We start from the raw sequence: 15,225 nt of genomic DNA, 5'->3' as shown, positions 1-15,225 counted from the left end.
GCGGCCACGGTTGACGAAGTTGTCGTCACCGGCCTGCGCGAGAGCTTGAAGAAGTCGATCCAGGTCAAGCGTGAAGCCAACGCGGTGATCGACGTCATCACCGCCGATGGCGTCGGCAAGTTTCCTGACCGCAACGTCGCCGAGGCGCTGGCCCACGTGCCCGGCGTCAGCGTCGACCACCAGTTCGGCGAGGGGGAGCGGGTCGCCATCCACGGCACCGATCCGGCCCTGAACCGCATTCTGGTCGACGGCCACAGCATCGCCTCGGCCGATTGGGGCGGTAATCCGTCCGACCGCTCGAGCCGAAGCTTCAACTATTCGCTGCTCGCGCCCGAGATCGTGGCGCGCGCGGAGGTGTTCAAGTCGCCCGAAGCCCGGATCGACGAAGGCAGTTTGGGCGGCACCGTCATCGTCCACACCCGCAAGCCGCTGGACCTGGAGGCCAACACCTTCTCAGGCTCGCTCGGCTACGCCTACAACGACCGTTCCGAGAAGGGAAACGCGCGCGCCTCGGGTCTCTATAGCTGGAAAGACAGCTCCGGCAGCCTGGGTGTCCTGCTGGGCGCCACCTATGACAAGCAGCACCTGACCCGGGCCGGCGTCGAGTATTTCGGCTACAGCGGCGGCGACAGCTTCAACAGCGCTTTCACCTATGACGCGGCCGGCAATGTAACCGGCGGCCCGACCATCAACGGCGCGGCGCCGACCAACGCCAGCCTGGCGACCCTTCGCGCTTCGCGCCTGCCGTGCTGCATCAACTTCGCTTATTTCGACCAGACGCGCGAGCGGGTCGGCGTATCGGGCGCCTTGCAATACAAGCCCACCGACGACCTCGAACTCCTGGCGACGGGGATGCATATCGAGGGCAAGTACAACAACTACAGCCAGTCGGAATATTCCGTCGCCGTCTGGACCCCCACCACCCTGCAGGCCGCCACGGTCAACAATGGCCTGATGACCAAGGGCGTCTTCGGTCCCAAGTCGAACGGCGACACCGCCCAACTCGACACCAACTATCGCAAGACGACGATCAAGAACGATAGCCTCAACTTCGCCGCCAACTGGAAGCCGGGCGACTGGGATATCCACGCGGACGTCGGCTACACCAAGGCGACGGGCGGCAAGGACCCCGAGTATCTGTTCTCGGCGATGACCAGCGCCGGCTTCACCTACGCCTTTGACGGCAAGAACACAGTGGTCAATTACACCGCCGATCCGAGCCTCCCGGGCACCTTCGCCAGCCGGAAGAACGGCACGGTCACCCGCAACGGCCAGACCTTCACCGGCTACCAGCTCGGCGGCGTCTACACCGGCGTGACCTCGGATGAAGAGACCTACGGTCAGGTCGACTTCAGGCGCGACGTCGAATGGGGTCCGTTCAACAAGATCCGCTTTGGCCTCAAGTACTCCGACCACAGCAACCAGGAATCCTCGGCCGGTACATCCGACTATTCGGACACGCCGTTCAGTCTGGCGGACATCAAGACGATCAAGACGCCGGCGGACCTGTTCAGCGGCCTGGGCGCCAGCGGCAACGCCACGCAGTTCACGACCATTCCAAAGGAAGAGGTCATCCGCCTGCTCAAGGCGCGGAAGTACTCGTTCTACAGCATCGACTACGGCGCCAGCTTCAAGGTCGACGAAAGCATCGCCGCCGCCTATGTCCAGGCCGACTTCGAACAGAATGGCTGGCGCGGCAACATCGGCGGCCGCTTCGTCAACACGAAGGACGACTCGACCTACTGGCTGAGCGGCGACAACGGCAACACCTACAGCCAGACGAAGGTCTCCAAGAGCTACGACAAGTTCTTGCCGTCCCTCAACGTCGCCTATTCCGTCAACGATAACGTGGTGGTGCGCGGCGCGGCGGCCCAGGTCATCGCCCGGCCTCGCTATGGTCAGCTGGCTGGCGCGTTCAGCCGGGACGACAACCAGCACACCGCTGGCGGCGGCAACCCCAACCTGAAGCCCTATGAAGCGCTGAACCTCGAGCTGTCGGCCGAATGGTACTTCGCTCCGGGCGCGCTGATTTCGGCGGAAGTCTTCCACCGCGACATCAGCTCCTATGTCGTGTCCAAGGCCACCGACATGCAGCTGTTCAATCCGAACACTCAGCGCAACGAGACCTACAGCGTCACCTCGCCGATCAACGCCCAGGACGCCAAGGTCAACGGCCTGCTGGTGTCGTTCCAGAGCGAACTGCCCTGGGGCTTTGGCATCCAGACCAACGTCTCCTACTCGGAGGCCGAAGTCCAAGACTACAACATGCCGTTCCTCTCCAAGTACACGGTCAATGTCATTCCGTACTATGAGCGGGGGGCGTTCCAGGCCCGCCTCAGCTACAACTACCGTTCTTCGTACTTTACGGGCATTGGCCGCCTGAACTCGAAGGACAGCACCGACGGCTATAACCAGCTCGATTTCTCGGCGTCCTACAAGTTCACCGATCGTATGTCGCTGAACTTGAACGCTCAGAACCTGCTGGACGAAACCTACTACTCCTATAGCGGCGACAAGGCCGCGCCGACCGCCTTCTACAAGAACGGTCGCGTGCTGGCGCTGAGCTTCGCTTACAAGATGTAGGGTCTATCTTTCTCCCCGACTTGGTCGCCGTCGCGCTGCAAGGTGACGGCGACCAATTTTTTCTTTGGGGAAATGGTTTTCTGTTGAACAGTATTGGCGCCCGAAGCCGAGTTCGGATGCTGAATTGAGTGTTGAGGACCCGGCGCCGCCGGGGCCGCCGCGTGCGAGGCGAGGGGACGGAACCAGCATGACCAGAGCCGGCGCTTGGTTGAGCCTGCTGATCCTCGTCCTGGCCCTGGGCGGTCAGGCCACCGCCGCCACGCGGATCGAGCTCGACGGCGCCTGGCGGTTCCATACCGATCCGAACACCGAAGGCGTCGCCGCCGGATGGTCTGCCCGGACGCCGCAAGGCGCGCGCGTGGTCACGGTTCCACACACCTGGAACCTGGGTCCCGACCAAGCCTTCGATGGTGTCGGCTGGTACTTCAAGACCTTCGTGCTGCCGGCCGAGCTGGCCGGTCGGCACGCCGAGCTGAACTTTGGCGCGACCTTCTACAAGAGCCGGGTCTTCGTGAATGGCGTCGAAGCCGGCGGACACGAGGGCGGCTTCACGGCCTATCATCTGGATGTGGGCAAGCTGCTCCGCTCCGGCGAGAACCGGATCGCGGTGGCCATCGACAACCGGCCGGGCTTCGCCACCATACCCGGCTACGCCATGCGGCTGCAGGCCTCGGGCAATGTCTGGTACGACTGGTGGCGCAACGGCGGGATCCTGCGCGACGTCTGGCTGAGCGTCGCCGGCCAGGGCCAGATTCGCCGGCAAGTGATCCGACAGAGCCTGTCCGCCGAGCAGGCCACGGCGCGCACGGCGGTCGCGATCGAGAATGTCGACGCCAGCGCCCACGCCTACGGTGTGACGGCCAGTCTCGAGGATCCGGATGGACAGATCGTCGCCCGCGCCCAGCGGACCGTACGCGTGGCGAGCGGCGCGACCGCAGAGGCATCGTTCGATCTCGACGCTCCGAAGCCCCAACTCTGGAATATTGGTGCGGCCAAGCTCTATCGGCTGTCGGTGGAATTGCGCGACGAGGACGGTCGCTTGCTCGACACACGCGCCGACACGATCGGTTTCCGCAGCATCCAGATCAAGGAGCGCCGCCTCTATGTGAACGGTCGGCCCGTGCGCCTGACCGGCATGACACGCCACCAGGATTCGCCGTGGGAAGGCCAAGCCGAAAGCCAGGGGACGATCCGGCAGGACTGGAACGACCTCGCCGCGCTGCACGTCACCCTGACCCGTCCCGTGCACTATCCGCAGCCCCAGGCGGTGCTGGACGCGGCCGATCGCGACGGGATCCTGCTGATCCCCGAGATCCCGATCTGGCAGATGACCGAGGCCCAACTAGCCGATCCGCGTCTGCTGGATCTGGCCAAGCGCCAGATGGGCGAGATGATCACCGAGGCTGGCAATCACCCCAGCGTGCTGGCCTGGAGCGTGATGAACGAGAGCGACGCCTCCAAGCCTGGCGGCCTGGCGTTTTTCCGGGCCATGAAGGCGCATATCAGCACGCTGGACCCCGGCCGCTTCGTGACCTTCGCCGACTCCGACGTCTCGATCGCGCCGTGGAAGCCCGCCGAGGCGTTGCGCGAGGCCGACTTCGTTATGGCCAATGCCTATTTCGGCACGTGGAGCGGCGGGGCCGATTCCGTCGAGCCCTGGCTCGACTTCTTCGACAAGACCTATCCCGACAAGATGCTGGTGATCTCGGAGTTCGGTTGGCCCGGCCCGTTTTCCACCGATCCGAAAGCCGCCGACGCGGCGCGGATCGAGAACCTGCTGGGCCAGATGGCCGCCTTCCAGAAGCGCGCCTTCGTGGGCGGGGCGATCTTCTGGACCTACCAGGACTATCACTCCAACCGGAACCTCTACGCCGGCTCGGTCGACGGCTATGTCGACCACGGCGTCGTCGACGAGAACCGCCAGCGCAAGCCGTCCTACACGGCCTGGGAGCAGCGCAACCGCGCGCTGGACGTCTCGGTGACGTGGTCGGTGGGCGAGGGCGGTTTGAAGGGCTTCATCGCCAAGGTCGCGCCGCGCCCCGTCGGCGCCTTGCCCTCCTACCCGGTAATCGGCGCCAAGGTCCGCTGGAAAGCCCTCGACCAGAACGGCGCGGTGATCGCGGAGAGCGCGCTTCAGGACCTCGACCTGACGGCGGCTACGACGGTCGCTGGGGCCTGGGACAAGCCGGTTGACGGCATCGTCCGCGTCAGTGTCGACGTCCTGACCGCGACCGGCGCGCGCGCCGGCGGCCAGGCAGCCGAGTATCGACCCTTCAAGCTCGGCTCGGCGCCGTTCCCGCCCGATCCGGCGCAGCTTCCTTCCAGCCCGGCGGTGCGTTGATGTCCAACTCCAAGACAGGTTCCCAGGGTCTCGACCGGCGCGCCTTCCTCGCCGGGGCCGCGGGAGGCGCCGCCGTCGTGGGCGCGGCCCCGGGTTTCGCCGCGTCRCCGGAAATCCCGGTGGCGGCCTCGACGGCGCCGACGGCCGATGTCCTGAGCCCCGAGCAGATCGACCAGGCCTGGCGTCGCGCGGCCGGCAAGTTCGACGCGCCCCGCGCCGCCGTGCTCAAGCGGGCGCGCGCGGTGACCGCCAGCGGCCCCTTCCGCCCTGACTGGCCCTCGCTCAAGACCTATGAGGCTCCGCTCTGGTACCAGGACGCCAAGTTCGGGATCTTCATCCACTGGGGCGTCTATTCGGTGCCGGCCTTCGGCGGCGAATGGTACTCGCGGCTGATGTATCAAAAGGGCTCGAAGGAGTACGAGCACCACATCGCGACCTACGGCCCGCAGGACCGCTTCGGCTACAAGGACTTCATCCCGCGGTTCACCGCCAAGGCTTACGATCCGGTCGGCTGGGCGCGCCTCTTCAAACAGGCCGGCGCGCGCTATGTCGTGCCGGTGGCCGAGCACCACGATGGCTACGCCATGTACGATACGCGCCTGTCGGACTGGACCGCCGTCAAGACCGGCCCCAAGCAGGACCTGATCGGCGCCTTCGCCAAGGCCGCCCGGGCCGAAGGCCTGCACTTTGGCCTCTCCAGCCACCGCGCCGAGCACGACTGGTTCTTCGACGAGGGCCGCAAGATCCCGTCCGACGTCAATGATCCGCGCTATCTGGAGCTCTACGGCCCCGCCCAGTCGCGCCTGTCGGGCAAGGGCGACGCCGACCTCTATGGCGACTTCACCGCCGTTTCCCGGGCCTGGGTCGACGACTGGCTGGCGCGCACGGCCGAACTGGTCGAGCTCTACGATCCCGAGCTGATCTATTTCGACTGGTGGATCGGCAAGGCCGAGTTCCGCGCCGCCCTGCCGACGATGCTGGCCCAGTACTACAACACCAAGGCCGCCCAAGGCCGCCAAGGTGTCGTCAACTACAAGCTAGGCTCGATGCCAGTCGGGGCCGGGGTGCTGGACATCGAGCGCGGCCAGGCGCCGGGCATCCAGCCGACCGCATGGCAGACCTGCACCTCGATCAGCGACAAGGCCTGGGGCTTCATCGAGAACGACACCTACAAGAGCGCTGGCCAGCTAATCCACCTGCTGATCGACGTCGTCTCCAAGAACGGCAACCTGCTGCTCAATGTCGGCCCGCACGCCGACGGCAGCATCCCGCCCGCCGCCCGCGACACCCTGCTTGCCATGGGCCAGTGGCTGTCCCTGAACGGCGAGGCGATCTACGGCTCGCGGCCCTGGCGGGTGTTCGGCGAAGGACCGACCGAGATCGCCGACGGCTCGTTCCAGGAGACCAAGACCAAGCCGTACACGGCCAAGGATTTCCGGTTCACCACCCGCGACGGACGCCTCTACGCCCTGCAGCTGAACGTGCCGGAGGGCGACCAAGCCCTGATCGTCTCGATCAAGCCGACGGACCAGGTCCGCGCCGTCACCGCGCTCAGCACCGGCCGGTCCGTCGCCTTCAGTCAGACGGCCGAGGGCCTGCGGCTGGCGGTCGGCGGACAGCCCGCCGGCTACGCCGCCTACGTCTACCGTATCGAACTGATCTGATGGGAAGGGCCATCATGCGCCGCATTCTGACCCGCGCTTTTTTCGCCGCCGCCATGCTGGGGCTCGCCTTCGCGGGCGGCGCCCAGGCGCAAGCGAAGTTGGCCAAGGCCACCCAGCCGGTGGCGCTGTTCTACCTGATGGAGACGCCCAAATYGACGCGCTCTTTCGAGCAGCACATCGATAAGATCGGCCTGCTGGTCCCGACCTGGTACGGGGTGTCCAAGGACGGCCTGGTCACCGGCGCGCCCAATCCGGGCGTCCTGAGCAGGGCGAAAGCCGCGCGCCTGCCGGTGATGCCGATCATCTCGCTGACCGAGCGGGCGGGCCTGCATCAGCTGATGACTAGCGAGGCGGCCAAGAAGAGCATGATCGAGGCGCTGGTCCGCGAGGCCAAGGCCAACGGCTATGTCGGCTTCCATTTCGACTTCGAGAACATCAGCTATCTCGACCGCGACGCCTTCACCCTGATGGCCAAGCAGACCGCCGACGCCCTGCACGCCGTCGGCTTCACCATGGGCGTCGCCGTCGTGCCCAATGCGCCGGGCCATCCGGGCAAGGGCGCCTATTCCAAGTGGATGTGGGAATACTGGCGCGGCGCCTACGATATCGAGGCGCTGGGCAAGATCGCCGACGAGGTCAGCCTGATGACCTACGACCAGCACACGCGCTGGACCCCGCCGGGCCCGGTCGGCGGCATGCCCTGGGTGATGGAGAACCTCGACTACGCCCTGAAGGTCGTTCCGCGCGAGAAGATCTCGCTGGGCATCCCGCTCTACGGCTACCGCTGGTTCGCCGATAATCCGGTGCGCCCCGACGGCACGGAGGCCGTCAACATCAGCGGCGTCTATTTCGACGCCGACGAGTCCATGCCCATGGCCCGCGAATACGGCGTCAAGGTGCAGTGGGACGATGTCCAGAAGGAGAGCTGGTACGTGCTCTACCGTGACCAGATGAACGAGTGGGTGTCGATGCCCGACGCCCGCAGCTTCAAGGCCCGCTACGACCTGGTGAAGCAGCAGGGCCTGAGCGGCTTCAGCGCCTGGGTGCTGGGCTCGGAAGACCCGGCGATCTGGGACGTGCTGCCCGTCGTCAAGCGCTGAGGAACATCGATGCGACCCGCTCACCGTTTCGCGACCGCCAGCCTGGCGGCCCTTTCCCTGGCCATGGTCGCCGGTTCGACCCTGGCCGCCTCGCAGGCCGTGCCGATCATTCCGATTCCTGCCGAGCTTAGCCGGGGCAGTGGCGTTCTCGTCGTTCGCTCAGGGGCCATGGTCTCGGTTCCGGTTGGCGACGCCGGCGCCCTGTCGGCCGCGCGCCTGCTGGCGGCGCAGGTCAAGCAAACGCGCGGCCTGGACCTGGTTGTCCGCGAGGGCGGGCCGGGCCAGATCGTGCTGGCGCGCGATCCGTCCGTGACCGCCGCCGAGGGCTATGGACTGGCCGTGACGCCGAAGGGCGTGCGCATCGCCGCCAAGGACGACGCCGGCCTGCTGTACGGCGCCATGACTCTGGCTCAGCTGCTCAGTCCGGACGCGGCGTTCGGCCAGCCGGTCAAGGTTCCGGCCCTGACCGTGCGCGACCAGCCGCGCTTCGCTTGGCGCGGGATCATGGTCGACGTGGCGCGCCACTTCCAGCCTGCGGAGTCGCTGAAGCCGCTGATCGACGCCATGGCCGCGCACAAGATGAACGTGCTGCATCTGCACCTGAGCGACGACCAGGGCTGGCGCGTCGAGATCAAGCGCTACCCCAAGCTGACGGAAATCGGCGCCTGGCGCACCCCGCCGACGGCGGGCGAAGCGTCTTCGACCCAGCCCTATGGCGGCTTCTACACCCAGGACCAGATCCGCGATCTGGTCGCCTATGCGCGCGAGCGTTCGGTGACCATCGTGCCTGAGATCGATCTGCCGGGCCACGCCCAGGCGGCGGTCGCCGCTTATCCCGAGATCGGCGTCTTCGGCGACCGGCCGCCTGTCGGGGTGGACTGGGGGGTCAACCCCTACCTGTTCGACGTCGACCAACCCAGCCTGACCTTCATCGAAGGCGTGCTGGACGAGCTGATGAGCCTGTTCCCGTCGACCTATATCCACGTTGGCGGCGACGAGGCGATCAAGGACCAGTGGCAGCGCTCGCCCGCCGTCCAGGCCCGCATCCGCGAGCTGGGGCTCAAGAACGAGCACGAGATGCAGAGCTGGTTCATCGAGCATCTCGGCAAGTACCTGGCCGCCCATGGCCGGCGGCTGATCGGTTGGGACGAGATCCTCGAAGGCGGACTGCCGGCCTCGGCCTCGGTGATGTCATGGCGGGGCGAGCAGGGGGCGATCGACGCGGCCAATCAGGGCCACGACGTGGTGCTGTCGCCCGCGCCGATCCTCTATCTGGACAGCCTGCAGAGCGATCGCGCCGACGAGCCGCCGGGCCGACTGTCGATCATGACCCTGAAGGACGTCTACGGCTACGAGCCCATGCCCAAGGGCATCGCGCCCGACAAGGCCGGCCACGTGCTGGGCGCCCAAGCCAATGCCTGGTCCGAGTACCTGGTGACGCCAGCACAGATCCGCCACGCGATCTTCCCGCGCCTGGACGCCGTGTCGGAGATCACCTGGTCGCCGAAGGACAGGCGGGACTGGCCGAGTTTTCTCGACCGGTTGGACATCCAGCGCCTGCGCTACGCCCGCCAGGGGATCAACGCCGCCGACAGCGCCTTCGCGGTCGGCTTCGCCCTAGACGAGGGGCGCGGCGCCGCGCTGCGGTCGGGCAAGGCCAGCGTGCTCCTGTCGACCCAGACGGGCTTCGGCCAGATCCGCTATACATTGGACGGCAGGACGCCGACGGCGCGCTCGCCGCTCTACGTCAAGCCGCTCGCGGTCGCCGTTGGAACTACGATCCGCGGGGCGGCCTTCACCGCTGACGGGCGCGTGACCGCTGCGCCACGCGCCTTCGATCTTGGCCGAACGGCCCTGCTGACCCGGGGCAACAGTGACCTGACCGCCTGCCCCAAGGGGGCGTTGGGCCTGCGCGTGCCGCTGACCTCGGAGGCGCAGGCCGATGCGCCGGCCTTCAACGTCAATCTGTTCGACACCTGCGCCATGTATCCGGCCGCGCCGCTGGACCTGGCCGGCGGCTTCGAGGTCAAGGTCGCGCGCGTGCCACGCCACTACGGCCTGGCCGGCGACACCGACAAGGTCCGCTGGCACTACAACGCCACCCGGTTCGGCGAGCTGATCGTCCGCGCCGGCGGCTGTGAGGGCAGGGTGGTCGCCACCTTCCCGCTGCCCGACCCGGCCACCGCGGGCAACCGCCTGACCTTCCAGGGCGAACTACCCGACGGGGCTGGCGATTCCGATCTCTGCCTGCTGTTCACGGCGCCGCTGTCGGGGCCTTTCTATGCGGTCGAGGCTCTGGCCCTGACGCCTCGCGTCTCCAACTGAACTGGTGAGGACCATGCTTCGATCCGCGCTGCTTTCCGCCGCCGCCCTCGCGACCCTGGCTACCGCCGCCATGGCCGGGCCCGTCGAGATGCAAAGCCTCGATCAGGGTTGGAGCTTCCGCCTCGATCCGGCCGACGCCGCGGCCAAGGTCCATGCGGCCGAGTTGCAGTGGCGGCCGGCGACTGTGCCGGGCGTGGTGCAGACCGACCTGTTTGCCGCTGGTCGTATTCCCGATCCCTTCGCGGACGCCAACGAGGCGCAACTGCAGTGGATCGGCCTGGCCGACTGGCAGTACCAGCGCACTCTAGACGCCGACGCGGCCCTGCTGGCCCGCGATCACGTCGACCTGGTGTTCGACGGCCTCGACACCTTCGCCGAGGTCTTCGTCAACGGCGTCAAGCTGTTGTCGGCCGACAATCAGCACCGGCGCTGGCGCGTGCCGGTCAAGTCGGTGCTGAAGCCGGGCGCCAACGCGATCACCATCGCCTTCAAGTCGCCGATCAAGAAGCTGCAGCCGGACATCCTCAAGCAGCCCTACGTCCTGCCCGGCGCCTATGACTCCGCGTTTGGCGACGAACCGACGGCCAAGCACACCTCCACCTATGTCAGGAAGTCCCCCTATCACTACGGCTGGGACTGGGGGCCGCGCTACGTCACCGAAGGGATCTGGCGGGAGGTGCGACTGGAGGCCTGGGACGAGGCGCGGATCGACGGCTTCCGCATCCGCCAGGATCAGGTGACCGCCGACCATGCCCGGCTTTCCGCCGAGTTCGAGATCGAGTCCGACGGGACGCGCACGGTCGAGCTGGCCGTCACGCCGACGACGCCGGACGGCGCCGCGCTGCCGGTGGCCCGCCAGACGGTGACGCTGGTGCCGGGACTCAACCGCGTCTCCGTGCCCGTGCCGATCGCCGCGCCCAAGCTGTGGTGGCCGGCGGGTTACGGCCGCCAGGACCTCTACCGGTTCAGCGCCTCCGTCGCCCTGGACGGCGCGATCCTGGCCAAGGCCGAGCGCCGGTCGGGCCTGCGCACCGTCGAGCTGCGCCGCGAGACCGACGCCTGGGGCAAGAGCATGGGTTTCGTCATCAACGGCGTGCCGGTGTTCGCCAAGGGCGCCAACCTGATCCCGTTCGACAGCTTCTCGCCGCGCGTCACCGACGAAAAGATGCGGCAGATCCTGACCTCGGCCCGCGACGCCAACATGAACATGCTGCGCATGTGGGGCGGCGGGCATTATCAGAGCGACGCCTTCTACGCGATGGCCGACGAACTGGGCCTAATGATCTGGCAGGACTTCATGTTCGGCGGGGCCATCCCGCCCTACGACGTGGCGTTCCGCGAGAACACCCGGATCGAGGCCGTCGAGCAGGTCAAGCGCCTGGGCGACCATCCCAGCATCGTCCTGTGGAGCGGCAACAACGAGGTGCAGACCGGCTGGGAGAACTGGGGCGACCGCGTCGCCTTCAAGACCGCGATCCCGCCCAAGGAGCGCGAGCGGATCGTCGTCGGCATGACCACCCTGTTCGGCCAGGTGCTGCGCGGTGCGGTCGCCGAGAACGACCCCGACACGCCCTATTGGGCCGGCTCGCCCAGCACGGACTACGACGGCGCCGCCGACCTGCTGACCGACGGCGACCGTCACTACTGGAGCGTCTGGGGCGGCTCGCTGCCGGTCGAGGAATATCTGCACGTCACGCCGCGCTTCATGTCGGAATTCGGCCTGCAGTCCCAGCCGGAGATCCGGACCCTGAAGACCGCCATCAAACCGCGGGACCTGTCGGTCAATTCCACCGTCATGCGCGCCCACCAGAAGTACGCCAAGGGCGAGGGCAACGAACGGATCCTGTTCTACATCCGCCGCAACTACGGCGAGCCCAAGACCTTCGAAGACTTCGTCTATCTGAGCCAAGTGATGCAGGCCGAGGGTATCGAGCTGGCGGCGTTGCACCACCGGTCCTCGCGACCTCAGACCATGGGCTCGCTGTACTGGCAGCTCAACGACGTGTGGCCGGGGGCATCGTGGTCCAGCCTCGACTACTATGGCCGCTGGAAGGCGCTGCAGTATCATGCCCGCCGCTTCTACGCGCCCGTCGCCATGGCGGCCGTCCACGACAAGGGCGCAACGACGGTCACCTTGCTGTCCGACCGTACGACCGCCGGGCCGGTCCAGTGGCGCGTGCGGGTGATGGACGTCGACGGCAAGGTGCTGTCCGACAGAACTTCCAACGCCGAGCTCAAGCCCCTGGCGGCGACGCAGGTGGCCAGCCTGCCGGACACGACGCTGTTCAAGGGCGCCGATCCGGCTCAGACGTTCGCGGTGTTCGAGCTGATCGAGGACGGCAAGACGATCTCGCGCGGCGTGGTCACCCAGGTTCCGGCCAAGGCGATGGCCTTGCCGGATCCGCGTTTGTCGACCGTTTGGTCAAAGACGGCGGACGGCTACGCGGTGACCGTCAAGGCCGCCAAGCTGGCTCGCGCCGTCTGGCTGGACTTCGGCGATCTGGACGCGACGCCGGCGGACAACGCCTTCGACCTGCCGCCGGGCGAGGCGGTCACCATTCGGGTGAACTCCAAGGCTTCGCTGGACAAGCTGAAGCGGTCCTTGACCCTGCGCAGCCTCTACGGCGCCACCAAGCCGACGACGCCCTAGGACCCGATGATGTTTCGATCCCCACTTCTCACGGCGTCCTTCCTGCTGTTCGCCACTGGAGCCCAGGCCGCCGAGGCCCCCGCGGCCCTGGTCTCCCGCCTGACCCTGGAGGAGAAGGCCGCTCAGTTGCAAAGCGCCGCGCCGTCGGTTCCGCGTCTGGGGATCCGCGGTTACGAGTGGTGGAGCGAGGGCCTGCATGGCTTGGCCCGCAACGGCCCGGCCACGGTGTTTCCGCAGGCCATCGGCCTGGCCGCGACTTGGGACAAGGCCTTGCTGGGCCAGGTCGGTGAGGCGGTCTCGGTCGAGGCGCGGGCTAAGTTCAACGGCGTCCGCGATCGTGATCCGGGCCGCTACGAAGGCCTGACCATCTGGTCGCCCAACATCAACATCTATCGCGACCCGCGCTGGGGCCGGGGGCAAGAGACCTACGGCGAGGACCCGCACCTGACCGGGACCCTGGCCGCGGCCTTCGTGCGCGGCGTCCAGGGACCCGATCCCGATCATCCGCGCGCCATCGCCACGCCCAAGCACTTCGCGGTGCATTCCGGACCCGAGGCCGGGCGGCACGGCTTCGACGTCGACGTCTCGCCTCAGGACCTGGAGGCCACCTATCTGCCGGCCTTCCGCCAGGCGGTGGTCGAGGGGCAAGCACGGTCGGTGATGTGCGCCTACAACGCCATCCACGGCTTCCCGGCCTGCGCCTCGCCGCTGCTGCTGGACCAGACCCTGCGCCGCGACTGGGGGTTCAAGGGCTTCGTCGTCTCGGACTGCGACGCGGTCGACGACATGACCCAGTTCCACTACTTCCGCCCGGACAACGCCGGCTCGGCCGCCGCGGCCCTGGTCGCCGGCGACGATCTGAACTGCGGGAACGCCTACGCCCAGTTGCCGGCCGCCGTGCGTCGGGGCGACCTCGACGAGGCCGTGGTCGATCGCGCCGTGACCCGGCTGTTCGAGGCCCGCGCGGCGCTGGGCGCGCTGGTGTCGCCCGATCCCGCCAGTCCTTACGCGAAGCTGGGTGCGGACGCGGTGAATGCGCCGGCCCATCGCGCCTTGGCGTTGGAAGCGGCGCGCAAGTCGATCGTGCTGCTGAAGAACGACAAGAACCGCCTGCCGCTGGCCGCGACAACGAGGATCGCGGTGATCGGCCCGGACGCCGACGCCCTCGAGGTGCTGGAGGCCAATTATCACGGCACGGCCGTCGATCCGGTGACGCCGCTGCAGGGCCTGCGCGCCCAGTGGGGCAGGGGAAACATCCGCTACGCCCAGGGCTCGGCTGTCGCCGAGGGCGTGCCGGTCGCCGTGCCCGAAACCGCCCTGCGCGCCGGCGTCGGCGCCGACGCCGTCCAAGGGCTGACCGGGTCCTATTTCGACGATCCGGCCTTCGCGGGCGCGCCGCGCGTCGTTCGCGCCGACCGCGTCATCAATTTCGACTGGGACCGCACGGCGCCGGCGCCGGGCCTGGATCCGGCCCGGTACGGCGTGCGCTGGACCGGCGCGCTGATCCCGCCCGGACCGGGCGAATACGCCCTGGTCGTGGGCGTAGCCCGCTGTTTCGACTGCAAGGGTCATGATCCGGTGCGCCTCTGGGTCGACGACAAGCTGGTGGTCGACGACGACGGGTCTGGTAAGGCGGTAGAGGCGGTGCTGACCTTCCCCAACGCCCGCCCGCGCCGCATCCGCCTGGAGCTGTCGCACACCGGCGAGGACCAGGGCGTGCGTCTGCAATGGCGCGCCCCCGCCGCGTCGCAGTTGGCCGAGGCGGTCGAGGCCGCCGGCCAGGCCGACGTGGTCGTGGCCGTGGTCGGCCTGTCTCCCGATGTCGAGGGCGAGGCGCTGCAGATCGCCGTGCCGGGCTTCGACGGTGGCGACCGCACCGACATCGCTCTGCCCGCGCCACAGCGCCGACTGCTGGAGGCGCTGGCCGCGACCGGAAAGCCGCTGGTCGTTGTGTTGACCTCCGGCGGCGCGGTCGAGCTGGACTGGGCCAAGACTCACGCCGACGCCATCCTGGCCGCCTGGTATCCGGGACAAGCCGGCGGCGTGGCCTTGGCCGAGACGCTGGCGGGGCTGAACAATCCGTCCGGCCGGCTGCCGGTGACCTTCTACCGGTCGGCGCGCGACCTGCCGCCGCTTGTCGAATACGCCATGAAGGGGCGCACCTACCGCTACTTCGCTGGCGAGCCGACCTACGGGTTTGGTCATGGTCTCAGCTACACCCGTTTCGCCTACGGCGCGCCGAGCCTCTCGACGACCACGCTGAAGGCTGGCGATGCGCTGGTCGTGGAGACCGAGGTGGCCAATGTCGGCGGCCGGGCGGGGGACGAGGTCGCCCAGGTCTATCTGATCCCGCCCAAGCCGACCGATTATCGGGGGCAGCAGGCCGACCGGCTCCTGCTCCGGGCCCTGGTCGGCTTCGACCGGGTCACGCTGAAGCCAGGCGAGCGGCGCAAGGTCCGGTTCACGCTGTCGCCGCGCGATCTCTCGCAGGTCGCGCGCAACGGCGAGCGCGCCGTGGTCCCGGGGCGCTACACGCTGTTCGTCGGCGGCGGGCAACCGGGC

7 protein-coding genes are annotated in these 15,225 nt (G+C 67.8%); all 7 read left to right on the top strand.

Annotated features, from left to right (window positions below):
• On the top strand, positions 1-2,583 hold a 2,583-nt coding region (locus AC1DSO_RS22555), incomplete at its 5' end, for a TonB-dependent receptor (RefSeq protein WP_477070944.1).
• 187 nt (positions 2,584-2,770) lie between these two features.
• A complete protein-coding gene (locus tag AC1DSO_RS22550) occupies positions 2,771-4,924 on the top strand; it encodes a glycoside hydrolase family 2 protein (RefSeq protein ID WP_477070943.1) in 2,154 nt (717 codons plus the stop codon).
• Positions 4,924-6,588, top strand: coding sequence for an alpha-L-fucosidase (locus AC1DSO_RS22545; protein WP_477070942.1), 1,665 nt, complete (start codon positions 4,924-4,926; stop codon positions 6,586-6,588). Before AC1DSO_RS22550 ends, AC1DSO_RS22545 begins: the two co-directional genes overlap by 1 nt.
• Positions 6,589-6,602: 14 nt before the next feature.
• Positions 6,603-7,688 carry a glycosyl hydrolase family 18 protein gene (locus tag AC1DSO_RS22540; RefSeq protein WP_477070941.1) on the top strand — a complete coding sequence of 362 codons (1,086 nt, stop codon included), beginning with the start codon at positions 6,603-6,605 and terminating at the stop codon, positions 7,686-7,688.
• A gap of 9 nt (positions 7,689-7,697) precedes the next feature.
• Entirely contained in the window at positions 7,698-10,013 is a 2,316-nt protein-coding gene (locus tag AC1DSO_RS22535; RefSeq protein WP_477070940.1) for a beta-N-acetylhexosaminidase, read from the top strand.
• 13 nt (positions 10,014-10,026) lie between these two features.
• On the top strand, positions 10,027-12,663 hold the full coding sequence (locus AC1DSO_RS22530) for a beta-mannosidase (RefSeq protein WP_477070939.1): 2,637 nt from the start codon (positions 10,027-10,029) through the stop codon (positions 12,661-12,663).
• A 9-nt stretch (positions 12,664-12,672) separates the two neighbouring features.
• The coding region (locus tag AC1DSO_RS22525) for a glycoside hydrolase family 3 C-terminal domain-containing protein (protein ID WP_477070938.1) at positions 12,673-15,225 on the top strand (2,553 nt) is incomplete at its 3' end.

This window comes from Caulobacter sp. P4_E5 (assembly GCF_056401555.1).
This window is presented reverse-complemented; position numbering and strand designations above follow the sequence as displayed.

Coding starts and splice junctions, on each gene's coding strand:
- AC1DSO_RS22550 (WP_477070943.1), top strand. CDS start 2,771: ATGACCAGAGCCGGCGCTTGGTTGAGCCTGCTGATCCTCGTCCTGGCC.
- AC1DSO_RS22535 (WP_477070940.1), top strand. CDS start 7,698: ATGCGACCCGCTCACCGTTTCGCGACCGCCAGCCTGGCGGCCCTTTCC.
- AC1DSO_RS22530 (WP_477070939.1), top strand. CDS start 10,027: ATGCTTCGATCCGCGCTGCTTTCCGCCGCCGCCCTCGCGACCCTGGCT.